This window comes from Luteolibacter arcticus (genome assembly GCF_025950235.1).
In the GTDB taxonomy this organism is placed as follows: domain Bacteria; phylum Verrucomicrobiota; class Verrucomicrobiia; order Verrucomicrobiales; family Akkermansiaceae; genus Haloferula; species Haloferula arctica.
The window spans coordinates 1-22,922 of the sequence record NZ_JAPDDT010000010.1 but is presented as its reverse complement, the minus strand read 5'-3'; the positions used below and the strand labels follow the sequence as shown (position 1 = coordinate 22,922).

18 protein-coding genes and 2 tRNA genes are annotated in these 22,922 nt (G+C 62.4%); 14 read left to right on the top strand and 6 right to left on the bottom strand.

The features are described 5' to 3' along the window. The first annotated feature begins 129 nt into the window (after positions 1-129). On the top strand, positions 130-573 hold the full coding sequence (locus OKA05_RS19705) for a hypothetical protein (RefSeq protein WP_264488905.1): 444 nt from the start codon (positions 130-132) through the stop codon (positions 571-573). A gap of 64 nt (positions 574-637) precedes the next feature. Here OKA05_RS19705 and OKA05_RS19700 read toward each other — a convergent pair whose 3' ends face one another. Then, positions 638-1,456, bottom strand: coding sequence for an NAD-dependent epimerase/dehydratase family protein (locus OKA05_RS19700; protein WP_264488904.1), 819 nt, complete (start codon positions 1,454-1,456; stop codon positions 638-640). 125 nt (positions 1,457-1,581) lie between these two features. Between OKA05_RS19700 and OKA05_RS19695 the strand changes: the two genes are divergently transcribed. After that, positions 1,582-2,055, top strand: a complete 474-nt coding sequence (locus OKA05_RS19695; protein ID WP_264488903.1) for a hypothetical protein — start codon at positions 1,582-1,584, stop codon at positions 2,053-2,055. A gap of 334 nt (positions 2,056-2,389) precedes the next feature. Here OKA05_RS19695 and OKA05_RS19690 read toward each other — a convergent pair whose 3' ends face one another. The 5 genes from OKA05_RS19690 to OKA05_RS19670 all read right to left on the bottom strand — a co-directional run bounded on the left by OKA05_RS19690 (position 2,390) and on the right by OKA05_RS19670 (position 8,474). Next, positions 2,390-3,289 carry a YitT family protein gene (locus OKA05_RS19690; RefSeq protein ID WP_264488902.1) on the bottom strand — a complete coding sequence of 300 codons (900 nt, stop codon included), beginning with the start codon at positions 3,287-3,289 and terminating at the stop codon, positions 2,390-2,392. A 48-nt stretch (positions 3,290-3,337) separates the two neighbouring features. Continuing rightward, positions 3,338-3,907 (bottom strand): ankyrin repeat domain-containing protein, encoded by a 570-nt coding sequence (locus OKA05_RS19685; protein ID WP_264488901.1) that lies wholly within the window; start codon positions 3,905-3,907, stop codon positions 3,338-3,340. Positions 3,908-4,093: 186 nt separating this feature from the next. Further along, on the bottom strand, positions 4,094-5,539 hold the full coding sequence (locus OKA05_RS19680; RefSeq protein WP_264488900.1) for a DUF7133 domain-containing protein: 1,446 nt from the start codon (positions 5,537-5,539) through the stop codon (positions 4,094-4,096). A gap of 36 nt (positions 5,540-5,575) precedes the next feature. Further along, positions 5,576-7,081, bottom strand: coding sequence for a PA14 domain-containing protein (locus OKA05_RS19675; protein ID WP_264488899.1), 1,506 nt, complete (start codon positions 7,079-7,081; stop codon positions 5,576-5,578). A gap of 130 nt (positions 7,082-7,211) precedes the next feature. Continuing rightward, positions 7,212-8,474: an N-acetylmuramoyl-L-alanine amidase family protein gene (locus OKA05_RS19670; protein ID WP_264488898.1), complete on the bottom strand. Its 1,263-nt coding sequence runs from the start codon at positions 8,472-8,474 to the stop codon at positions 7,212-7,214. An 87-nt stretch (positions 8,475-8,561) separates the two neighbouring features. Between OKA05_RS19670 and OKA05_RS19665 the strand changes: the two genes are divergently transcribed. The 12 genes from OKA05_RS19665 (at position 8,562) to rpoC (ending at position 22,657) form a co-directional block, all read left to right on the top strand. After that, positions 8,562-9,383, top strand: coding sequence for a TIGR00282 family metallophosphoesterase (locus OKA05_RS19665; protein WP_264488897.1), 822 nt, complete (start codon positions 8,562-8,564; stop codon positions 9,381-9,383). Between the two features lie 221 nt (positions 9,384-9,604). Then, positions 9,605-9,679: transfer RNA gene (locus OKA05_RS19660), tRNA-Thr, on the top strand. Positions 9,680-9,726: 47 nt separating this feature from the next. Continuing rightward, positions 9,727-10,908 carry an elongation factor Tu gene (tuf, locus tag OKA05_RS19655; RefSeq protein WP_264488896.1) on the top strand — a complete coding sequence of 394 codons (1,182 nt, stop codon included), beginning with the start codon at positions 9,727-9,729 and terminating at the stop codon, positions 10,906-10,908. A gap of 128 nt (positions 10,909-11,036) precedes the next feature. After that, positions 11,037-11,112, top strand: a tRNA-Trp gene (locus tag OKA05_RS19650). Between the two features lie 35 nt (positions 11,113-11,147). Further along, complete coding sequence (locus OKA05_RS19645; protein WP_264488895.1) at positions 11,148-11,375, top strand: preprotein translocase subunit SecE; 228 nt, start codon at positions 11,148-11,150, stop codon at positions 11,373-11,375. A 46-nt stretch (positions 11,376-11,421) separates the two neighbouring features. Next, positions 11,422-11,988, top strand: coding sequence for a transcription termination/antitermination protein NusG (gene nusG / locus OKA05_RS19640; RefSeq protein ID WP_264488894.1), 567 nt, complete (start codon positions 11,422-11,424; stop codon positions 11,986-11,988). Between the two features lie 39 nt (positions 11,989-12,027). After that, positions 12,028-12,456: a 50S ribosomal protein L11 gene (gene rplK / locus OKA05_RS19635; protein WP_264488893.1), complete on the top strand. Its 429-nt coding sequence runs from the start codon at positions 12,028-12,030 to the stop codon at positions 12,454-12,456. A gap of 82 nt (positions 12,457-12,538) precedes the next feature. Beyond that, positions 12,539-13,240, top strand: a complete 702-nt coding sequence (gene rplA, locus OKA05_RS19630) for a 50S ribosomal protein L1 (RefSeq protein WP_264488892.1) — start codon at positions 12,539-12,541, stop codon at positions 13,238-13,240. A 13-nt stretch (positions 13,241-13,253) separates the two neighbouring features. Then, positions 13,254-13,859: a 50S ribosomal protein L10 gene (rplJ, locus tag OKA05_RS19625; protein WP_264488891.1), complete on the top strand. Its 606-nt coding sequence runs from the start codon at positions 13,254-13,256 to the stop codon at positions 13,857-13,859. A gap of 136 nt (positions 13,860-13,995) precedes the next feature. Then, positions 13,996-14,367: a 50S ribosomal protein L7/L12 gene (gene rplL / locus OKA05_RS19620; RefSeq protein ID WP_264488890.1), complete on the top strand. Its 372-nt coding sequence runs from the start codon at positions 13,996-13,998 to the stop codon at positions 14,365-14,367. Positions 14,368-14,567: 200 nt separating this feature from the next. Then, positions 14,568-18,455 carry a DNA-directed RNA polymerase subunit beta gene (gene rpoB / locus OKA05_RS19615; protein WP_264488889.1) on the top strand — a complete coding sequence of 1,296 codons (3,888 nt, stop codon included), beginning with the start codon at positions 14,568-14,570 and terminating at the stop codon, positions 18,453-18,455. Between the two features lie 44 nt (positions 18,456-18,499). Then, positions 18,500-22,657, top strand: a complete 4,158-nt coding sequence (gene rpoC / locus OKA05_RS19610) for a DNA-directed RNA polymerase subunit beta' (protein ID WP_264488888.1) — start codon at positions 18,500-18,502, stop codon at positions 22,655-22,657. Positions 22,658-22,922: the final 265 nt, after the last annotated feature.

Sequence of the window (22,922 nt, the reverse complement as noted above, 5' to 3'; positions counted from 1 at the left end):
CGTTCTGCACGTATTCCCTTGGGGTTGTATTTTGCAATACGTTGGAAATGAGCGGGCGAGGGATTGGTTCGTCATGTGCAAAGGGTGGTCGTGAAGCCGCAGAGCTTCTGAAACCAACCCATGACTCCCATGAAATACCTCTGGTTCCCCCTCGCCGTCGCCATGCCCTTCGCCTTCAGCCAATGCGAGAAGACGGCGAACAAGGTCGCGAGCAGGGCTGACATGTCCTTTGCCAAGAACACCTTCGAGGCCTTGGCCCGCGGCGATGCAAAAGCCCGCGAGTCGATCGATTGGCCGACTTTTCAAGCAATGGGGCAGGACGTGGGTGCCGCTTATGTCCTGATCCCTTCCGAGACGGAGAAGGCAAACTTCCAACAGGCCTTCGTGAGCCAGTTCGCAGCCGGGTTCCGGCAAGCGGGAGGCACGCCGGACAAGTTTGAAAACTGGCGGGTGTCCCATCATGACGATCTCAAGACGGAGGTGGCCGCGGACTCGGGCGGAGGCACCGTGACCATCACCGTGACGGAGCGCGACGGGAAGGAACGCGTCTCCGGACTCGGCTTCATCCGCTGATGCGAGTGCAGACGCGGTGGAGTGCTATGACAGGGGCCGGTCTCTTGGCGGAGACCGGCCTCACTTATAGTGTCGGGGCGACGGAGCCGACCGCATCAAGGAACGACGGGAAGCGGGGTTCCCAGCCGATGGCGCGGAGCTTGGCATTCGAAACCTGCTTGTGGGTCCAGCCGCGCTTGCGATTTGGATCGCGAGGACCGGTCGGCGGGAGGGGCAGGGAGAAGATGCTACTAAGGCTCTCGTAGCACTCGCGCTGGGTGAGCGGGTGGGAGTCGGAGAGGTTGAATAGTTGATGGTTGATGGTTGAGAGTTGAGAGGCAAGGCAGAGGATCGCGGCGGCGGCGTCGTCGCGGTGGATCTGGTTGAGGTAGCGTCTTCCGTCCTCCTCGATCACTGCTTCGCCGTTGAGGAATTTCTTCAGGATCATGCTGCGGCCCGGGCCGTAAATGCCCGCGAGGCGGGTAACGATGCCGCCCGTGGACAGCACGAGGTCTTCGGTTTCGCGCAGGATCTTGCCGGTTTCGCGATCGGGCTCGGCAGGGCTTTCCTCGGTGACCTCCGATCCATCGGTCTGTGCATAGACCGAGGTGCTGGAGGTGAAGAGCAGGGGGATACCGGGGAAGCGGTTTGTTAGATTGCGGCAGCCTTCCAGATAGACGGCGCGGTAGAGTGCTTCCCCGCCACGGCCGGAGGAGGCGCAGTGGACGATGAAGTCGGGGGATAGTTTGAGACCCGCGACGGCATCGGGCGACGAGAGATCGCAGGCGAGCGAGTCGGCACCTCCGGATAGGGAGAGTGCCGCCACCTGCCAACCCGCCGACCGGAAGTCGCGGGAGATCGCTTGTCCAAGGTAGCCGTGTCCGCAAACGAGGAGTGTCCGCACGGCTTTTTCTCATGCGAGCGCGCCGGGATGTAAAGAGGTGCGCGAGAAGAAGCCTTCCGCCGGGGCGGTGCGGCTGATACCAAGTCATGGGTCTCATGCGCATGAAAGGTTCTTCCATCGCAGCCATGGCAGCTCTGGTCGTCGCGGGGGGCTTGGTCGTGTCGCGCTGTGGACAAGAGCGGCTGAAGGAGGCGGGTATTGATCCGGGAGGGCTTCCGGCGCGGGGTCGCGAAGCGGTGCTTCCCGCGAAATCCGAGGAACGGCTGCCGTCGAAGAAGCGCGCGGAATCCGCGGCGGCGCTGGCGAAGATCAAGTTCAGCCTCGACGAGATCAGGCCCGATGGCTTGCGCGGTCCCGATGATGGACTGGTGACCGTCTCCTATGAATTCTGCGCGCCGAATGACGAAGCGACGCTCGCCGAGGTGCGGAGGATCGCGCCGGGCGTGGCGATTCATGTCGGCTCCAAAGGCCGGATCGGCTGTGGGGATGACCAGGCGCTCTGCATCGGCAGCACCCATGGGCCGGACTGGCGGGAGGAGCTGATGGGGCTCGCGGAACTGGGCTATGTGGTCGAGATCCGGGAGTGCTTCTTCGAGTAGCCCTTGGTGTCCGGACTGGAAGTTCGTTGGAATGAGGGGACAACGAAACGAGCGAAAATGGCGAAATTGATGAGCCTCTGCGCGCTCTGCGAAGATCCGGCCGGAACCATATGACACGGCCTTGGCACGTCCTACCGAGAGCCTGTTTTTCGCGATGAAGGATTCGGCTTTTCGGAGAACTTCGGAGTTTTTTAGTGAACCGCGAAATAACGCGAAAATGCGCGAAATCTAAAGGCAGAAGAAAAAATCCCGTTCTAACAAATTTCGCGTTTTTTCGCGGTTGAATCTCGTTACCCGAGCGTGGCTTCGACGCCGTGCTTCACGGCAAAGCGCTCTAACCGATCGGCTTGATGTAGTAGCTGCGCGAGATGCCTTCGATGTCGTGGTGGAAGTGGAAGGCTTCCGGGCAGTCGCGTTCGAGGGCATCGAGGACTTCCGCCAGTTCTTCGTGCGTGACGATCGTGCGGACGAGGTGCAAGGGCTCGGAGGAGTAGCCGCCGACGCCGCGCTGGATGGTGAAGGTGCGGTGGGGAGCGGCGGTGGTGATCGCGGTGCCGATCGCGTCCGGTTCCTTCCCAAAGGCGGTGATCATCACCAGCTTGAACTTCTTGAAGAAGTTGTTGAGCGTTTCCGCCCCGGTGAAAATGAAGATGCTGGTGTACATCAGCGTGTTGATCACCGGCTCGATCTGCTTGAAGGTGAGATACTCCATCGTCAGGCCGAAGGCACAGGAGATGGCGGCAGAGATCACCGCGATGGTACCGACCGGTTTGAGGTATTTCATGGCGAACCACGCGCCGAGGACGTCTTCATCGCCGGTGGATCCGCGAAGTCGCAGCGCCAGGGCCTTCGCGAGGCCGGAAAGGATGCCGCCGAAGAGCACGAGGATTAGGCGCTCCTGCTGGGAGTCCGCCATCTTCATCTCGGGCAGGAACGGCAATATGAGCAGCACCATGCCGGTGGTCAGGGCGGTGCGGACGGCGAAAGTGCGGCTGATCTTCTTGTAGGCGAAGATCACCAGGATCGCCTGCGAGATGCCGTAGAGGATGAGGAAGAGGGAGGGCCGATGGAAGAAGTAGCTGAGTGCGGCAGCGATGCCCTCGAAGCCGGTGAGGATGACCTTGGCGGGGAAGACAAAGTACTTCAACGCGATGGCATAGAGCAGCCCGGCCGCCGCGGTGCCGAGGTATTCCAGCACCGGGTGCCGCCGATCGAGCCATGAGAAGATTTTCAATGGGGGAGGCTATGGGGTGTGAGGTGCATCGGGCAAGTGATCCCGCTTTCAAGCGCAGCTGTTCGGGATGGATCCCTCGAACTCGCCGAACAACAGGCCGCGGAGAATGGAATTGTCGCGCAGATGCCAGCTCGCCCAGGTGAGGGGCGAGTCGCCATTGATATCCCGCGCGCTTTTATCCGCGCCGGCGGCGACCAGGGCTGCGATCATGTCCGCATCCCCGTAGGCAGCCGCGCGATGGAGGGGTGTCTCGCCGCGGGTGCGGATGTCGCGCGCGAAGCTCTGAGTCGCTATTCCCGGGACCGTTTGACGGTTCACGCCTGCTCCTGCTGCGATGAGTGCCTTGACGATGTGGGTGCGGCGGGGATCGCCGGCCTTGGTGATGACCTGATGGAGGACGGTTTCCCCGGTGGGCGGGTAGGTCGCATCCGGGTCGGCACCGGCTTGAAGAAGGAGGTCGCAGGCGTCGGCTTGGGCGTTGTAAGCGGCGGCTTCGAGCGGGCTGCTGTTGTTGAAGCTGCGGCCATTCAGTGTCGCGCCCTTTTCAAGGCATTCGCGGAGAACGGGAAGGTCGCCGTTCCAAGCGGCATTCCACAGGGATTCTTCGAGCGAGGGCATGGGGAGGGGAGGGCAAGGGACTTGGAAGAGGATTGGCCAGAGGTGGCAGCGTCCCTTGCAAGCTAGTCATCGGGGTGCACCCCTTTAACTACAATTTCCCCCGGCAATTGCACTCGGGCGCGCCATAGGCGGCGCAGCCCCGTGAGCCATTCGCGCTCTCAACGCCATCACAAACGCAGCCGACTCCTATTTCGGAATCTCATTGAGCGTGTACCACGCCTCGGGGTGCCAGAGCTTGGTGCCGGACTTCGAGGTCAGGCCTTTCGCCGTGAGATGATGGACGTGGCCTTGGGTGAGACCTTCGACTTTGAGCCGGACCTTCTTGCCATCGGCGGAGACGTCGGCGGCGGTGATCTTCGGCTTGGTGTGATCGGTCTCCGGTGAGCCGTACTCGGCCTGATAGATGTACGTCCAGGTGTCCATCGCGTAGGACTCCAGCTTGCCGGCGGTGGCAGGATCGACGGGTTCCGTGAAGGTCACTTCGAAGCCATCCTTCAGCGCGGAGATCGTCTGCATCTCGAAGGGTGTCTTGCCGGTCCAGCGGACGCGCTCGAAGGTGAAGGGCTTGCTGCCGCTGGAGGCCCAGCCGCGGTTGGTGCCGCCGATGAAGACAGTGCCGTCGCTCGCCTGGCGAAGCGGGACGATGCCGGCCTCGAAGCCCTTGAGGAAATGGAACACCGCGCCCTGATAGAGGCCGTTGACTTTCTCCAGGCAGACGCGCTGGACTTCGGACTTCGTTTGCTCGCCGACGTAGAGCTGCTTTTCCCACGGGCCGAACTTGCCACCGGTGGTATCGGCGGCGATGCCGCTCGGCGAATGGCCGACCTTGGCGTGCGGGAAGACCACGGCGGGCGGAACGAATTCCTTGATGCACTTGCGCTCGGCGAGGATGCGGGACTTGTCGACGGGCTCGACCGGTCGCTGGCCGAGGTCGGTCGCGAGGTCGTAGTAGCGGTTGCCCTGCGGGTTGCCTTGGAACGAACCGGGCTTGAGCCACTTCAGCGACGAGGAGCCATTCCACGGGCCTTGGTTATCGGTGTAGAAGCAATCGCCCTCGGCATTGAAGCCGATGCCGCCGGGCGAGCGGATGCCGGAGCAGGTCGGGATCATCTTGCCATCGGGCGTGACGCGCACGCACCAGCCGCGCCACGGGACATCGGCGGTGAAGGAGCCGGTGAGGCAGAGCACCACCCAGATGTTGCCCTCCTTGTCGGGCTCGGTGCCGAAGGCGTATTCGTGGTAGTCGCCCTTGATCGACCAGTCGGAGCTGACCGTCTCGAAGGTGTCGGCGACCCCGTCGTTGTTAGAGTCCTTGATGCGGGTGACCTCGGGGCGCTGGGTGAGGTAGAGCCAGCCATCCTTCCATGCCATGCCGAGCGGCTCGTGGAGGCCTTCGGCGAATTTTTGCCAGGTGACTTTCGAGAGGTCGTCGCCATAGGCACCGGTGCAGATCCACAGGTCGCCGCGGCGTGAGGTGACGGCGATCTTCTGGTCGGGCATCAGCGCGATGGAGCCGAGCTCCATGACTTCGCCCTTGGGCAGAGGGATCTCCTCGCGGGTGTAGAAGTCGGACTGCTGCTGGGCCGTCGCAGCGAGCGAAGCGGCGAGGAAGAAGGAAGAGAGGAGGCGCATGGAAAGTGAATTCGGAGTTCGGGGCAAAGCGAGGGACTAGCGATTCCAGCGGTAGTCAAAGGTGGCGGTCTCGCCTGGCAACAGCTTCAGGTAGGTTTTGCCGCCGCGGTTGATCAAGTTCACGACACCCTCTGTGTGGATGAAAAACCGGTCCGCAAACGACACTTCCTGATCGTCGAAGACCTTCGATTCGGATTGATCGGAGATCAGGAGTTCGAGGCCGCTTCCACTTCCTTTCAGCGATACGCGCCGCTGGAGGGCGGGCTGACGTGTGGCAGCATTCTCGTCAGGGGCATCGGTTGGCTTCCAGGAGTCCTGAAGAGTCAAGCCACCGATCTGGACGGCAAAGGTGGGGTTGCCTGCGGGGTCGAGCTTGTAGCCGCGGAAGCGGGCTTCCTTGGGAAGTATGGGAGTGCCGGAGAGCTTCACAATGCTCTCACCGGCGGGCGGCTGGTTGCCTTGGCCGCGCTCAACCCAGTGGCGTGAGCCATCCATGAAGGCACCGGTCCAGATCAGCTCGGGTGCGAGATTGTCGGCGGAGTATGCGAGGTTCACGCCGCCGGGAAAGCCGATGCCGATGGCGCGGGGGGTGGTGCTCGCGATGAAGTTCCGGTAAACCACGGCGCGGCCATTTTGCGGGCCGATGACGATGGGGTCGGGACCGGTCTTGGGCGGCTTGTCGGAAAGATTTCGCCACGAGGGGATGCCGGGACCGCGCCATGAGAGCGCGATGCCTTCCTGCCCCTTGTATTCGAAGTATTCGACCCGCAGCTTGTGGGCTCCGGCGGTGAGCTTGATTTTTCCTTCCTTCGCCCGGCTGCCATCCATCGGCCCGATTCCGTCCACCTTGACGACTTCCTTGTCATCGAGGAGCACGCGCGCGCCGTCGTCGGCATCGAGGCGGAAGCGGAATTCACCGGCTTCCGGTGCGGTGAGGTCGCCCTGCCAGACCATGCCGAAGAGCTCGGTGAAGCCGGCCTTGGCGATGCTGATCTTGCCGTCGTGCTCTTCCTCGATGTTGCCGGGCTTCAGCGTGGAGAAATCGGGCAGCCGCTGCCACTCGCCCTGATAGACCTGCGACAGCAGGTTGGCGATCGGGGGAGTCGAGGCGGGCAGCGGGTGGAGCTTGAGCAGCTCCGCCGCGGTCCAGGGGCCCTTGCGGTCGGCGCTGGCGGCGCGCGTGGCCTTCACGAAGTCCGCGGAGACCGGCTCGGCCTTGTTTCCCCATGACGAGCGGGCGTGGGTGAGAATGGCGGCGATCTGGTCGTCCGGCAGGATCGCGCCCTGCGGGGGCATCTCGAGATTGAAGGTGCGGCCATCAACTTCCACCTCGCCGTGCAGGCCGTGGAGGACGACTTTCACCGCGCGGGCGGCGTCGCCGAGCACCCACGGGCTACCGGCCAGCGGCGGGAATTGGCCGCCGGTGGCGCCTTTCCCATCGGCGCCATGGCAGGCGGAGCAATAGAGGGTGTAAAGCTGTCCGCCATCCTGGGCATGGAGAGGGACGGCGCAGAGGGAGGCTAAAAGCGCGGTGCGGAGCATGGAGGGGATTAAACGTTTTCTGGCCCGGTCGTCTATCTCCAGATGCTGTCGCATTTTTGGGTGGCGATTCAGGACCGCCAGAAGCCAGAATGGCGCAGCTGTTCTGCTACGAAGCCGGCCGAGATCCGGGTTACTCGCTTCGAGGACGCGCCTGGAAATAGCGCTTCAGGCCGAGCGCGACGCAGTCGGCATACTCGCGGAAGATGGATGGCCGCAGCTTTCCCCAGACTTCGCGCTCGCCTTCGTAGTCGCCGGCCTGGATGCGGGCGTGGTCCTCGGTCGAGTTCATCACGTAGGGCTCGAAATAGACGACCGGGCACTGGTAGATGCGGTTTGCGAGGAGATTGCGGGCCCACAGGTAAGGGTTGCCGTCCACGTTGCGATGGTTCTTGGCGGCCGGGTTATAGAGGTAGGGCGGCATGCCGGATTTCTCGACGAAGGCGTCGGCGGCGCTGGCGGCCAGCTTGCGTTCCTCGTCGTGGATGCCTTGCAGCAGCTTCTCCAGCAGGTCGTGGCGCTGATCGGCGAGGGCGACCTCGTCATCAGTGTAGCCGCCATTGAGGATCATGTGGAAATGGTTCGCCGGGACGAGGGTGGGGGAGGCCGGGTCGCCCCATTCGTCGGCATTGAAATGGAGGCAGAGGACGAGGTCGGGCTTGAGGGTGTCGTTGACGAGCTTGGCCCGGGCGCGGATTTCGGCGGTGCGGTAGAAGAGGCGCTCGGCGAGCCGGGCGATGTTGCCGCCGGTATTGCTGGTGCGGGCCTCGTCCTGAAGCATCTCCGGGCGGATCGGGGTGACCGGCTCGGTCTCGTTGCGGACCATGGTGACGGTGGCGCCGAGGGCTTCGAGCTTGGGTTTCAGGAGCTTGGCGACCTGAAGTGTCATGTCGCCCTCCTGCACCGGCAGGCTGCCGGGGATCTGGAACCAGCGCTCCTCCATCTTGCCCCAGCGGCCGCCGATGTGGCCGGGATCAATGGCGATTTTCAGGCCGGCGAGCGGGCGATCCGGCGGTGCTGGCGGGAGTTCGGAGATGGCCCGCCAGTAGCGCGGCGGCGGGCTGGCGAGGCCTTCCGGGGCAAAGCGCAGGCGCAGGAACTCGCCGTCATTGGTGCGGATCTTGGCGTCGTCTTCGCCGACCTCGATCCAGTCGCGCCAGGCTGGGGAGACGGTGAAAACCTGATCCATCAGCCGCAGGAAGTCGGCACGGGTGATGGTGGATTGGTAGCGGTTCAGCGACGCCCAGTCGGGAATTCCCGCCAAGTCGGAAAGAGCTGGGGGTGGGGGAATTGGACCGGGCGGTGGCAGCGGCGCGACCGGCTTTTTCCACCACCAGAGGGCGGCGGCGAGGGCCACGAAAAGCACGATCCAGAGCGGAGCGGAGCGGGAAGTCATCGGGGAATAGGCTTGGCGCACGGGACGCTTGAGGGGTAAGCCTCGCGGGCCGGGGCAGGCGAGCGCCGGCCAACCTTCCCCCGTTTTATGGAGTCGATCCGCATCCTTTTCCTTGGTGACATCGTTGGCGAACCCGGTCGCAAGGCCGTGATCGAGCATTTGCCCCTCCTGCGCAAGGAACTGGCGCTCGATTTCATCATCGTCAACGGGGAGAACGCCGCCGGAGGGCGGGGGATTACACCGCGCATCGCGATTGACCTGCTGCGTGCCGGGGCCGCGGTGATCACCACCGGCGACCACGTGTGGGACCAGCAGGAAATCGTGGACTACCTGCCGACCGAGCCGCGGCTGCTGCGGCCGATCAACTATCCGGCGGAGACTCCCGGCCAAGGTTCGGTGGTCCTTGAGACGCCGAAAGGCCGGGTCGCGGTGATTCAGGCGCAGGGGCGCTCGTTCATGCAACCGCCCTTGGAAAACCCGTTCCTGATGGTGGAAGCGGAGGCCGAGCGGCTGCGGGGGGAGGGGGTGCAGGCGATTTTCCTCGATTTCCACGCCGAGACCACCAGCGAAAAGATCGCTATGGGCTGGGCGCTGGATGGCAAGGTTTCGGCCGTGGTCGGGACCCACACCCACGTCCAGACGGCGGACGAGCGGATTCTCGCGGGCGGCACGGGCTGCCTGACCGATGCCGGAATGTGCGGGCCGGAGGAGTCGGTGCTGGGACGGGCGCCGGAGTCCGTGGTGTGGCGTTTCAGGACCGGCATGCCGACCCGTTTCCCCATCGCCACCGGCCCGGTCCGGCTGTGCGGGGCGGTGGTGGACATCGATCTGGCGACCGGCCGATGCCTGGAGATCTCGCGCTTCAACCGGTTGATTGTCACAGAAGAGACCGCAGATGCCCCCGCATGACGTTCAAGGGGGCCTGCAATTCACTGAAATTGAATGGGTTTTCGCCATTTTACGATAAATCTTCTTCCAATAGATATTTTTTTTGACAGGGTGATGGGCTTCGTTCAGCTTGCGCCCCGCTTTTCCCGGAACCGACCAGGAAATTCGGGGGGCCTTTTCTCCATTCAAAGCCCCTCCGAACTTCTTGATCTCCCGTCCGGGTCCAGCGTCAACGCCGTAAGGCTCGTGTAGCTCAGGGGTAGAGCGCATCCTTGGTAAGGATGAGGTCGGGGGTTCAATTCCCCCCACGAGCTCCAGCGGCCGCATGACCCGGACGAGCAGCAATCGCGAAATTACCACCACCATGGCCAAAGAAGCATTCAAGCGGAACAAGCCGCACGTCAACATCGGCACCATCGGTCACGTCGACCACGGCAAGACCACCCTCACCGCAGCCATCACCAACACGCTGGCCGACAAAGGATTTGCGGAAAAGAAGAGCTATGCCGACATCGACGCCGCTCCCGAGGAGCGCGAGCGCGGTATCACCATCAACACCGCCCACGTCGAATACGAAACCGAGAAGCGCCACTACGCTCACGTCGACTGTCCAGGTCACGCCGACTATGTGAAGAACATGATCACCGGCGCAGCCCAGATGGACGGTGGCATCCTCGTGGTGTCCGCTGCCGACGGCCCGATGCCACAGACCCGCGAGCACATCCTGCTTGCACGCCAGGTCGGTGTGCCTGCCCTCGTGGTGTTCATGAACAAGGTGGACCTCGTCGATGACGAAGAACTCCTTGAGCTGGTCGAGATGGAAATCCGCGACCTCCTTTCGTCCTACGAATTCCCCGGCGACGAGATCCCGATCGTGAAGGGCTCCGCCAAGGCAGCCCTCGACGGCGACGCCGACCAGAAGGCCAACATCTTCAAGCTGATGGACGCCGTTGACTCCTACATCCCGGAGCCAGAGCGCGCCATCGACAAGCCCTTCCTCATGCCCGTGGAAGACGTGTTCTCGATCGAAGGTCGTGGAACGGTCGTCACCGGTCGTGTCGAGCGTGGCATCGTCAAGAAGATGGAGGAAATCGAGATCGTCGGCATCCGCGACACTCAGAAGACCACCGTCACGGACATCGAAATGTTCCGCAAGCTGCTCGACGAAGGTCGCGCCGGTGACAACGTGGGTCTCCTGATCCGCGGTCTGAAGAAGGATCAGGTCGAGCGCGGCCAGGTCATCGCCAAGCCGGGTTCGGTCAAGGCGCACGCCAAGTTCAAGGGTGAGATCTACGTCTTGTCCAAGGAAGAAGGCGGCCGTCACACCCCGTTCTTCTCGAACTACCGCCCGCAGTTCTACTTCCGCACCACCGACGTGACCGGAAGCATCAAGCTGCCGGAAGGTGTCGAGATGGTCATGCCAGGCGACAACGTGAACCTCGAAGTCGAGCTCATCACGCCGATCGCCATGGAGCAGACCATGCGTTTCGCCATTCGCGAAGGCGGCCGCACCGTGGGTGCCGGTCGTGTTAGCGAAATTCTTTGACTAACCCTAAGGAGGGCCCCCAGTCTGTCGCCCCGCGACATCAGGCTGGGACGAATTTCGGGGCACTTCGGCAACTTGCCGGGGTGCCCCGCCATCGCCTCCACCGGTCTCATCAAGGGAATCTCAATACGGAAGTAGCTCAATTGGTAGAGTAGCGGTCTCCAAAACCGTTGGTTGTGGGTTCGAGTCCCACCTTCCGTGCCACCCTTTCCCTCCTCGTTTCTTCAAGTTTCCTCGGCATGTTCGCAAAAGTCTCACGTTTCGTCGGCGAAGTGAAAGGCGAGCTCCGCAAGGCCAATTGGCCTTGGGAGTCCGACCCGAAGGTGAAGGGTTTCAAGAAGTACAAGGAACTCACCGATTCCACCGTGGTCGTGCTGATCGCCACCATCCTGCTGGCCGGCTTCGTGTCGCTGTGGGACTTCATCTGCGTTTACGTCCTCGAGTTCATCACGTCCTTCGGGCGCTGATGTTTTTCCGTTTTTTCCCGCCCCGCCCGCTCTTTTCGATCCCATCATGCCTGCCCCGTCTCCAGAGAACCAGTGGTACGTTGTCCATGTCCTGTCCGGACAGGAAGGCCGCGTGAGGGAGCGCATCCTGCGCCAGCGCGAATCCGAGGAGATGGGTGAATTCATCTACGAAGTGCTGGTTCCCACCGAGATGGTGTCCGAGATCCGCCGCGGCAAGAAGACCTCCACCAAGCGGAAGTTCTTCCCCGGCTACATCATCGTGAACATGAACCTGCTCACGCCCGACAACCAGCTCGTCGAGAGGACCTGGTACTTCATCAAGGAGATGGAAGGCGTGATCGGCTTCGCCGGAACCAAGGACCGTCCGATCCCGATGCGCCAAGGCGAGGTGGACGCCATGCTTTCCCAAATCAAGGAGCGCGAAGAGCACGCGCGCCCCGCGATCAGTTTCGAAGTCGGCGACACCGTGAAGGTGGCCGACGGTCCGTTCCAGAGCCAGAATGGCATCGTCGAGGAAATCGACCCCGAGCGCGGCAAGCTGCGCGTTGCGGTCACGATCTTCGGCCGCTCGACGCCCGTGGAACTCGAATACTGGCAGGTCGAACGCGCCTGAACTTAGAACCGCACCACATCCCGCAATCCTTTTACCACCATGGCCAAGGAAGTCGTTAAAGTCATCAAGCTCCAGATTCCTGCTGGAGCCGCCAACCCGTCCCCGCCCGTCGGTCCCGCTCTCGGCCAAGCCGGTGTGAATATCATGGGCTTCTGCAAGGAGTTCAACGCCCAGACCCAGAGCCAAGCCGGCGACGTGTTGCCGGTCGTGATCTCGGTCTACAAGGACAAGAGCTTCACCTTCATCACCAAGAAGCCCCCCGCGGGCAACCTGCTGAAGAAGGCCGCTGGTCTTGCCTCCGGTTCCAAGGAGCCGAACAAGATCAAGGTCGGCAAGCTGACCAAGGCCAAGCTCATGGAAGTCGTGGCCATCAAGATGCCCGACCTGAACACCAAGGACCCCGAGGCTGCCGCCCGCATCCTGGCCGGCACCGCCCGCCAGATGGGTCTGGAAATTGAAGGAATGTAATCCTTTCCGCGGCGCTCTCCGGAGTGCCGCAAAAAACCGCAGGAGGGCTGCTTCAAGTCCGCCAGCACTGCAAAAACGAAACATGAAGAACCGCAGCAAGCGCTACGAAAAAGCCGCCGCCCTCGTGCCGGCCGGCAAGTCCTACGGCTTGGAAGAAGCTGTCGGCACCGTGAAGAAATTCCCGGCTCCGAAGTTCGATCCTACCGTCACCGTTTCCTTCCACCTCGGCGTGGATCCCCGCAAGAGCGACCAGATGGTCCGTGGTTCGGTTGCCCTGCCTCACGGCTCCGGCAAGAACGTCCGCGTCGCCGTCTTCGCCGCCGGTGCCGCCGCTGAGGCAGCCACCGCCGCCGGTGCAGAATTCGTCGGCTTCGAGGAACTCATCAAGCGCGTCCAAGGCGGCTTCACCGACTTCGACGTGGCGATCGCCACGCCGGATGCGATGACCGAAGTCCGCAAGATCGCCCGTGTCCTCGGTCCCCGCGGCCTGATGCCGAACCCGAAAACCGGCACCGTGACCGACGACACCGCCAAGGCGGTCAAGGAAGTCAAGGCCGGCCGTATCGACTACAAGCTCGACAAGAACGGCAACGTCTCCGGCGCCGTCGGCAAGTCCTCCTTCTCCGAAGAAGCCCTGGTTGAAAACGCCCGCGCCTTCATCGACAGCGTGGTGCGCGCCAAGCCACCATCCGCCAAGGGCAACTTCGTCCGCAGCGTGACGGTCGCCGCCTCGATGTCCCCGGGCATCCCGCTGGAATCCAGCGTTTACACCAAGTCCGTCTAATCATCCCACGACCATGAATCCCGACAAGAAAGTCATCATCGACGGTCTGCTCGAAAAGGTGAACGCCTCGCCGTACGTGCTCGTGGTGGATTACACCGGCATGACGGTCCCGCAGTTCTCCGAGCTCCGCAACCGCCTCAATGCGGCCGGCGCCGAGTGCCACGTCGCCAAGAACACCTACGTGAAGAAGGCCCTCGCCGAAGCCGGTCGCCCGGATATTGGCGACTCGCTGGTCGGCCAGACCGCCTTCATCACCGGTGAGGCCGAAGTCTTCGCCGCCGCCAAGGCCATCAAGAACTTCGAAAAGGAGTTCAAGAAGCCGGAAATGAAGGTCGGCATCCTGGGTGACGCCGTCCTTGACGCCGACAAGCTCAAGGCAATCGCCGACATCCCGTCCCGCGAAGCCATCCTTTCCCAACTGCTTGCCACGATCCTCGAGCCGTCCACCCGGATCGCCCGTGTCATCCAGAAGAAGTTCAATCCCGACGCCGACTCCAAGAAGGACGAAGCCGAAGAATCCACCGAAGCTGCAGAAGCTCCGGCTGCCGAGGCACCTGCTGCCGAAGCTGCCGCCGAGCCGGTGGCGGAAGCCGCCGCGGAACCTGCCGCCGAAGCCTGACAAACAATCTGACCCGATGGCGATGGCGTCTCCGCGCTGCCGCCTGAACCCATAATGGTTCCTCGTCGGGGTGGCGGCGCCACTCTGAAATGTCCGGAAGCTTCCGGGTGCGACGATACCGCAAAGGAGAAATACAATGGCCAATATCGAACAACTCGTTGAAGAACTCGGCAAGCTCACCGTTCTGGAAGCTGCCGACCTCGTGAAGAAGCTGGAAGAGACCTGGGGCGTTTCCGCCGCAGCTCCTGTCGGCGTCGCCGGTCCCGCTGCCGTGGCCGAAGTCGCTGAAGAAAAGACCGAATTCGACGTCGTCATCACCGACGGTGGTGCGAACAAGATCGCCGTCATCAAGGCCGTCCGCGAAGTCTCGCCGGGCCTCGGCCTTGCGGATGCGAAGAAGCTCGTCGAAAGTGCTCCTACCAAGGTGCTCGAAGGTGTCTCCAAGGACGCCGCCGAAGCCGCCAAGAAGAAGCTCGAAGAAGCTGGTGCCAAGATCGACCTCAAGTAATCCAGTTCCCGGATTTGCTTCGCGACCCCGCTTGATGCGGGGTCGCGAAGCCTTTTCCGGAACCGGCGGAAGCCGTCACACGATCCCTCCCAACAAGCGACCGTTTCCGCCGATCCCGGACTCCCTTTCCATTCTCTGAATCTCATTCGCCCGGCCGTTCGCGGTCCGGGCTCAACTCGCAAGCAGCACTACTACCAGCCATGGCCGACCGTCTCCACTTCGGGAAAATCGAGGAAGTCATCGAACCGCCGAACCTGATCGAGGTTCAGAGCCGCTCCTATGAGGAGTTCATGCAGAAGGACACGTCTGCCAGCGATCGCACCGATACCGGTCTGCAAGCTGTCTTCCGCGAGGTATTCCCCATCAAGAGCTACGATGAAGCAATCGAGCTCGACTTCGTCGCCTACGACATCGAGGACCCGAAGATTACTTCGCTCGAGGCCCTGCGCACCGGCGAAAGCTTCTCTGCCGCGCTCTACGTGACCTTCAAGCTGAAGGACGAGACCGGCACCAAGAAAGAGCGCGTGTACATGGGCGAACTGCCGATGATGACCCGCCGCGGTACCTTCATCATCAACGGTGCCGAGCGTGTCATCGTTTCCCAGCTCCATCGCTCGCCGGGTATCTGCTTCGAAACCTCGCAGCACCTCAACGGCAAGATCCTCCACAGCTTCCGAATCATCCCTGACCGCGGATCCTGGCTGGAAGTGCAGTTCGACACGAACGACCTGCTTTACGTTTACCTCGACCGCCGCCGCCGCCGCCGGAAGTTCCTGGCGACCACGTTCCTGCGTGCCCTCGGCTACCCGACCGACCGCGACATCGTCACGAATTTCTACAATGTCGAGACGCTGAAGCTGAAGGAAGAGATGGACGAGCAGGAGCTCGGCCACAAGGTTCCCTTCGAAGACATCCTGGATGGCGAATTGGTCGTGGCGAAGGCCTACGAGCCGCTCACCATCGGCATCGTCCGCCAGCTCATCGCTCTCGGTAACAAGCAGGTCGAAGTGATCGACGGCCGTGAGGATGAAATCCTTCTCAAGTCCCTGCGCAAGGATCCCGCCAAGGATGAGGACAGCGCGCTCAAGGACATCTACCGCAAGCTGCGCCCCGGCGACCCGCCGACCGCCGCGAATGCCCGTGCGCTGCTCAAGCGTCTCTTCTTCGACCCGAAGAAGTACGACCTGACCCGCGTCGGCCGTTATAAGATCAACAGCAAGCTCGAGAGCAAGGTCGATCCGGACGAGCGCATTATGGTGCCCCAGGACTTCCTGGCCGCCGTGAAGTACCTGCTCAAGCTCAAGAAGGGCGAAGGCGTCATTGACGACATCGACCACCTTGGCTCGCGCCGTGTGCGTGCCGTGGGTGAGCTGCTTTCCAACCAGTGCCGCGTGGGCCTCGCCCGCACCGAGCGTCTGGTGAAGGAGCGCATGACCTTGTTCGACGTGAACATCGAGGGCATGACCCCGCAGAAGCTGATCAACCCGAAGGCCCTCTCGGCCGTCGTGCGCGACTTCTTCGGCCGGTCCCAGCTTTCGCAGTTCATGGACCAGACGAATCCGCTGGCCGAGCTGACTCACAAGCGCCGTCTGTCCGCCCTCGGACCTGGCGGTCTCAACCGTGACCGCGCCGGCTTCGAAGTCCGCGACGTTCATCCTTCGCACTACGGCCGTATCTGCCCGATCGAGACCCCGGAAGGTCCGAACATCGGTCTGATCAACTCGATGTGTACCTATGCTCGTATCAACGAGTTCGGTTTCATCGAAACCCCGTACCGCAAGGTCAAGAACGGCAAGGTCACCAACGACATCGAGTATCTCACCGCCGACCAGGAAGAAAAGTTCCTCATCGGCCAGGCGAACAATCCGATCGACAAGTCCGGCAAGTACCTAAACGAACGCGTGACCGCCCGTGAGCGCGGCGGCGAGTTCATCGAAGTCGCCCCGAACGATGTCAACTACATGGACGTTTCGCCGAAGCAGCTCGTCTCCGTGGCTGCCGGTCTGATCCCGTTCCTCGAGCACGACGACGCCAACCGCGCGCTGATGGGCTCGAACATGCAGCGTCAGGGCGTGCCGCTCCTCGTTTCCGATTCGCCGTACGTCGGCACCGGTCTCGAAGGCAAGACGGCCCGTGACTCGCGTGCGGTCATCGTTGCGGAACTCGACGGCATCGTTGCCGCCGCCACCGCGGAAATGATTGTCACTTCCCCCGACGGCAAGCTGCCGGTCGCCGACGAGAAGTTCCTCTCCGATCCTGAGTCGGTGAAGACCAATCTCGACAAGGGCATCATGGCTTACCCGCTGCGGAAGTTCATGCGCTCCAACGCCGGCACCTGCATCAACCAGAAGCCGATCTGCAAGAAGGGCCAGAAGATCAAGAAGGGCGATGTCCTTGCTGACGGCCCGAACACCGAGAAGGGCGAGCTTGCGCTCGGCCGGAACGTGCTCGTCGCCTTCATGCCTTGGAACGGCTACAACTTCGAGGATGCCATCGTCATCTCCGAGCGGGTGAAGAAGGAGGATATCTACACCTCCATTCACATCGCCGAGTTCGACGTGGCGGCCCGCGATACCAAGCTGGGTCCGGAAGAAATCACCCGGGACATCCCGAACGTCGGTGAAGAAGCGCTCAAGAATCTCGACCACGACGGCATCATCCGCGTCGGTGCCGAGGTGAAGCCGGGCGACATCCTCGTCGGCAAGATCACGCCGAAGTCCGAGACCGAACTCGCCCCGGAAGAGCGGCTGCTGCGCGCCATTTTCGGTGAGAAGGCCGCGGACGTGAAGGACACCTCGCTGCGTGTTCCTTCCGGCTGCACCGGCATCGTCCAGGACATCCGCGTCTCCTCTCACGGCAATGCCCGCAAGCGCGCCGAGAAGGTCGATCCGGTCGAGCTCAAGAAGCAGCTCAAGAAAATCAACGACGAGCACAAGAAGAAGGCCGACAAGCTGACCGACGACCTGACGGAGAAGCTTTCCGACATTCTGCTCGGCGAGAAGATCCCGCTCGACGTGGTCAACGCTCAGACCGGTGAGATCATCATCCCTGCGAACCGCAAGATCACCAAGACCCTGCTGCGCAAGCTGGCCTCGGTGCACGATCACATCGAAATCGATCCATCCCCGATCCGGAACAAGATCCTGGAAATCATCGGTTCCTTCGAAGCCCGCTTCCAGGAGCTTGACACCGAGCGCGAGCGCAAGCTCGACCAGCTCGAAGCCGGCGACGAAGTCGACCCCGGCGTTATCAAGGAAGTGAAGGTCTTCATCGCCGCCAAGCGCAAGCTCTCGGTGGGTGACAAGATGGCCGGTCGTCACGGTAACAAGGGTGTTGTCGCGACCATCGTCCCGGAAGAAGACATGCCCTACCTGGCGGACGGAACTCCGGTGGACATCGTGCTCAACCCGCTCGGCGTGCCATCCCGTATGAACGTCGGTCAGGTGCTTGAGACCCACCTCGGCGTTGCTGCCAAGGCGCTCGGCTTCAAGATCGCCACGCCGATTTTCGACGGCATCCACGAGTCCAAGATCTGGGAATTCATGTCCCAGGCGAAGCAAGTGGACGGCTACACCTGGATCGGCGACGGGAAGGACGGCACCACGGGGGGCAAGTCCACCCTGTATGACGGCCGCACCGGCGAAGCCTTCCACCAGCCAGTCGTGGTCGGTATCATCTACATGCTGAAGCTCGGTCACTTGGTCGCGGACAAGATCCACGCCCGTGCCGTCGGTCCCTACTCGCTCGTCACCCAGCAGCCGCTCGGTGGTAAGGCGCAATACGGTGGCCAGCGCTTCGGGGAAATGGAAGTCTGGGCCCTCGAGGCCTACGGCGCCGCCTACACCCTGCAGGAACTCCTCACCGTCAAGTCCGACGACGTGCAAGGACGCACGCGCATCTACGAAGCGATCGTCAAGGGCGACAACAACCTGGAAGCCGGCACGCCGGAATCCTTCAACGTCCTCATCAAGGAAATGCAATCCCTTGGCCTCGACGTCCGCCCCGGACGCCGCGGTGCCGGTGGCCCCGGCGGCGCACCGTCGGTCGGCGGTGTCGACGACTTCTCGCTCGACGACCTCACCCTTTGATTGGCCCCAACCACGAACCGATAACCTAACAAGCTAGAGATATCATGAACGTTGACACCAATCTTCGCGAACTTTTCGGCGTGGACGAGCGGCCGGAAGCCTTTGACCAGGTTTCCATCACCGTGGCATCCCCGGACGTCATCCGCTCTTGGTCCAAGGGCGAGGTGAAGAACCCGGAAACCATCAATTACCGGACCTTCAAGCCGGAAAAAGGCGGCCTCTTCTGCGAGCGGATCTTCGGACCCACCCGTGACTGGGAGTGCGCCTGCGGCAAGTACAAGCGCATCAAGCACAAGGGCGTCGTCTGCGACCGTTGCGGCGTGGAAGTCACCCTGAGCCGCGTCCGCCGCGAGCGCATGGGCCACATCGAGCTGGCTGTGCCCGTGTCGCACATCTGGTTCTACAAGTGCATGCCGTCCCGCATCGGCTTGGTGCTGGACATCAGCGCCCGCCACCTGGAGCGCGTCATTTACTACGAGGACTACGTCGTCACCGACCCGGGCAATACCCCGCTCGAGCGCGGCCAACTCCTCACGGAGAACGAGCTCCGCGATTCCGAGGAAGCCTATGGTGAGTCCTCCTTCCGCGCCGGGATGGGTGCGGAGGCGATCCAGGACCTGCTCGCGCAGGTCGATCTGGCCGATCTGGCCATCAAGCTGGAGCAAGAGCTGGAAACCACCCGCTCGAAGCAGAACAAGAAGAAGCTCTCGAAGCGCCTGAAGATCACCCAAGGGTTTGCCGGCTCCAAGTCGCGCCCCGAGTGGATGATCCAGACCGTGCTGCCGGTGATCCCGCCGGACCTGCGTCCGCTGGTCCCGCTGGAAGGTGGTCGTTTCGCGACCTCCGACCTCAACGACCTCTATCGCCGCGTCATCAACCGCAACAACCGTCTCAAGAACCTCCTCCAGCTCAAGACGCCGGAGGTCATCATCCGCAACGAAAAGCGGATGCTGCAAGAGGCTGTTGACGCGCTCTTCGACAACGGCCGCCACGGTCGTGCCGTCACCGGCGCTGGCAACCGTCCGCTGAAGTCCCTGAGCGACATGCTCAAGGGCAAGGGCGGCCGCTTCCGTCAGAACCTGCTCGGCAAGCGCGTCGACTACTCGGGCCGCTCCGTCATCGTCATTGGTCCGGACCTCACGCTCAACCAGTGCGGTCTGCCGAAGAAGATGGCGCTCACCTTGTTCGAGCCCTTCATCATCCGTCGCCTCAAGGAACTCGGCTACTGCCACACGGTTCGCTCGGCGAAGAAGATGATCGACCGCAAGACCCCGGAAGTCTGGGACATCCTCGCGGAAGTCACCAAGGGTCACCCGGTGTTCCTGAACCGCGCACCGACGCTTCACCGTCTCTCGATCCAGGCCTTCGAACCGAAGCTGATCGAAGGTGAGGCCATCCGCGTCCACCCGCTCGTCTGCACGGCTTACAACGCCGACTTCGACGGTGACCAGATGGCCGTGCACGTGCCGCTCTCGGTCGAGGCCCAGATGGAAGCGCGCCAGCTGATGCTCGCGCCGAACAACATCTTCTCGCCCGCGTCCGGTCGCCCGATCACGACGCCGTCGCAGGACATCATCCTTGGCTCGTACTACCTCACCTGGGCGCCAGTGCGCACCCAGAAGGATCGCGAAAAGCAGGAGCACCTCCCGCTGTTCGAGAACTCCTCCGAGGTCGAATTCGCCATCGCTTCGCGCAAGGTCGGCTATCACCAGTGGATCCGCATCCGCAACCCGAACTTCGGGAAGCCGGGCACGGTCTATGGCGATCACGAGAGCAAGATCCTCGAGACCACCCCGGGTCGCGTCCGCTTCAATGAAATCTGGCCTGAAGGTCTGGGCTTCATCAACCGGACCATCGGCAAGAAGCAGATGTCCGACATCATCTGGCGCACCTACCAGGTGTCCGGCCAGAAGGCCACGGTCCTAACCCTCGACGCGCTCAAGAGCCTCGGCTTCCGCGAAGCCACCCGCTCCGGCACCTCGATCGGTATCGTCGACATGGTCGTCCCGGAAGAAAAGCCGGCGATCATTGCCGATGCCTACGCCCAGGTGGACAAGGTGACCAAGCAGTACCGCAACGGCGTCATCACCGACGGCGAGCGCTACCAGAAGGTCGTCGACATCTGGACCCACGCCACCGACACCATCGCCTCCGCGCTCTATCGCAAGATCGAGTTCAACGACGGCAAGCCGGGTGCGAGCCCGCTGTTCATGATGGTCGACTCCGGCGCCCGTGGTAACAAGTCGCAGATCAAGCAGCTCTCCGGCATGCGCGGCCTCATGGCCAAGCCGTCCGGTGAGATCATTGAGCGCCCGATCACGTCGAACTTCCGCGAAGGTCTGTCCGTGTTGGAATACTTCATTTCCACTCACGGCGCCCGCAAGGGTCTGGCCGATACCGCGCTCAAGACGGCGGACTCGGGTTACATGACCCGCAAGCTCGTGGACGTGGCCCAGGACGTGATTGTCACGCAATTCGATTGCGGCACCGCCAACGGCATCGTCGTCGCGCCGATCTATGATGGTGACGAAGAGGCTGCCTCGCTGGCCCTGCGTATCTACGGTCGTACCTCGTGCGAACAGGTCAAGGATCCGGTCACCGGCCAGATCGCGCTCGATTACGACGAGCTCGTGGACGAGAACTCGGCCAAGGCGGTCGAACGCATCGGCTACGAGAAGCTGAAGATCCGCTCGGTGCTCACCTGCGAATCGAAGCGCGGTTGTTGCGCGAAGTGCTACGGCCTGAACCTCGCCACCGGTAAGCCGGTGAAGATCGGTGAAGCCGTCGGTATCATCGCTGCCCAATCGATCGGGGAACCCGGCACGCAGCTCACGATGCGTACCTTCCACGTCGGTGGTGTGGCTGCTGCAACGTTCAAGCAGCCGATCATCAAGGCGAAGAACACCGGCCGCGTGATCTACAAGGACCTCCGCACCGTCGAAAGCGCCGAAGGCAAGTGGGTCGTGCTCAACAAGAACGGCTCCGTGTCCATCCGCGACAAGGAAGGCCTGGAGCTGGAAAGCCAGCTGATCGTCATCGGTTCCGTCATTGAGATCAAAGACGGCGACGACGTGAAGAAGGGCGACACCGTTGCCACCTGGGATCCTTACAACGTGCCGATTCTCACTGAGAAGGGCGGTAAGGTGGAATTCCGCGACATGATCTCGGGCATCACCGTTACCAACGAGACGGACAAGGAAACCGGCAAGAAGGTCATGGTGGTCACCGAGCACAAGGAAGACCTCCACCCGCAGGTCGTCATCGCGGACGAGAAGACCAAGGAAGTCCGTGCGTCTTACTCGATCCCGGTCGGCGCTCACCTTTCCGTCAAGGAAGGCGAAGTGGTCACGGGGGGCACGCAGCTCGCCAAGACTCCCCGCAAGGTGGCCCGCACCAAGGACATCACCGGTGGTCTGCCGCGCGTTGCCGAGCTCTTCGAAGCCCGCAAGCCGAAGGACGCCTGCGTGATCGCCAAGATCGAAGGGGAGGTCTCCTTCGGTGGCACTGTCCGCGGTAAGAAGAAGGTCATCGTCACCGACTCCGACTCCGGCGAACAGGTCGAGCACTTGGTCCCGATGGGCCGCCACATCATCGTCACTGATGGTGACCGCGTGAAGCGCGGCGACCAGATCACGGAAGGCCCTGTTTCTCCGGAAGACCTCCTCGAGGCTTGCGGCGCTCAGGAACTCCAGGAGCACTTGGTCAACGAGGTGCAGTCCGTTTACCGCGTCCAAGGCGTGGAAATCAACGACAAGCACATCGAGATCATCATCCGCCAGATGCTGCGCAAGGTGAAGATCACCGACCCGGGCGACGCTGATCAGCTCCTCTGGGGCGACCAGATCGACCGCTCGTCCTTCAACCGCATCAACGACGGCATCGTCGCCAGCGGTGGTAAGCCGGCGGAAGCCGAACCGGTGCTGCTTGGCATCACCAAGGCCTCGCTCGAGACCGACTCGTTCATCTCCGCGGCGTCCTTCCAGGACACCACCCGCGTGCTGACCGAAGCGGCGACGCTCGGCAAGGTGGACTACCTGACGGGCTTCAAGGAGAACGTCATCATGGGTCACCTGATCCCGGCGGGCTCCGGCTTCGACTGTCACCGCGACACCGAGATCGAGTTCACCGTGGAAGAGCCCGAGCCGATCTTCGTTCCGAAGGAGCCTCAGGGCGAGGAGATGGGCGTGGTCGAAAGCGCCTGACCGATCGTCAGAAAATCATTCCAAGCCCGGCCGTGCGAAAGTGCGGCCGGGCTTTTTCGTGCATGCAGCGGGGTGGAGGATATCTCGTAGCTGGAGCGTCTCGCTCCAGTCCGTTGTCGGGGCGTCCCGCCCGGACTGGGGCTTTAGGGAACGGAGGCGAGACGCCTCCGCAACGGACTCGGGCAAGATGCCAATAGTGTTCGGCACGCTTTCTGAGTTCGCTGGATTGCCCGGGCTTGTTCGCCACCGCGTGCCGGGATCGTCG

Coding starts and splice junctions, on each gene's coding strand:
- OKA05_RS19680 (WP_264488900.1), bottom strand. CDS start 5,539: ATGCGCCTCCTCTCTTCCTTCTTCCTCGCCGCTTCGCTCGCTGCGACG.
- OKA05_RS19665 (WP_264488897.1), top strand. CDS start 8,562: ATGGAGTCGATCCGCATCCTTTTCCTTGGTGACATCGTTGGCGAACCC.
- rplA (WP_264488892.1), top strand. CDS start 12,539: ATGAAGAACCGCAGCAAGCGCTACGAAAAAGCCGCCGCCCTCGTGCCG.
- tuf (WP_264488896.1), top strand. CDS start 9,727: ATGGCCAAAGAAGCATTCAAGCGGAACAAGCCGCACGTCAACATCGGC.
- rplL (WP_264488890.1), top strand. CDS start 13,996: ATGGCCAATATCGAACAACTCGTTGAAGAACTCGGCAAGCTCACCGTT.
- OKA05_RS19705 (WP_264488905.1), top strand. CDS start 130: ATGAAATACCTCTGGTTCCCCCTCGCCGTCGCCATGCCCTTCGCCTTC.
- rplK (WP_264488893.1), top strand. CDS start 12,028: ATGGCCAAGGAAGTCGTTAAAGTCATCAAGCTCCAGATTCCTGCTGGA.
- OKA05_RS19670 (WP_264488898.1), bottom strand. CDS start 8,474: ATGACTTCCCGCTCCGCTCCGCTCTGGATCGTGCTTTTCGTGGCCCTC.
- rpoC (WP_264488888.1), top strand. CDS start 18,500: ATGAACGTTGACACCAATCTTCGCGAACTTTTCGGCGTGGACGAGCGG.
- OKA05_RS19645 (WP_264488895.1), top strand. CDS start 11,148: ATGTTCGCAAAAGTCTCACGTTTCGTCGGCGAAGTGAAAGGCGAGCTC.
- OKA05_RS19675 (WP_264488899.1), bottom strand. CDS start 7,081: ATGCTCCGCACCGCGCTTTTAGCCTCCCTCTGCGCCGTCCCTCTCCAT.
- rpoB (WP_264488889.1), top strand. CDS start 14,568: ATGGCCGACCGTCTCCACTTCGGGAAAATCGAGGAAGTCATCGAACCG.
- OKA05_RS19685 (WP_264488901.1), bottom strand. CDS start 3,907: ATGCCCTCGCTCGAAGAATCCCTGTGGAATGCCGCTTGGAACGGCGAC.
- rplJ (WP_264488891.1), top strand. CDS start 13,254: ATGAATCCCGACAAGAAAGTCATCATCGACGGTCTGCTCGAAAAGGTG.
- OKA05_RS19695 (WP_264488903.1), top strand. CDS start 1,582: ATGGCAGCTCTGGTCGTCGCGGGGGGCTTGGTCGTGTCGCGCTGTGGA.
- nusG (WP_264488894.1), top strand. CDS start 11,422: ATGCCTGCCCCGTCTCCAGAGAACCAGTGGTACGTTGTCCATGTCCTG.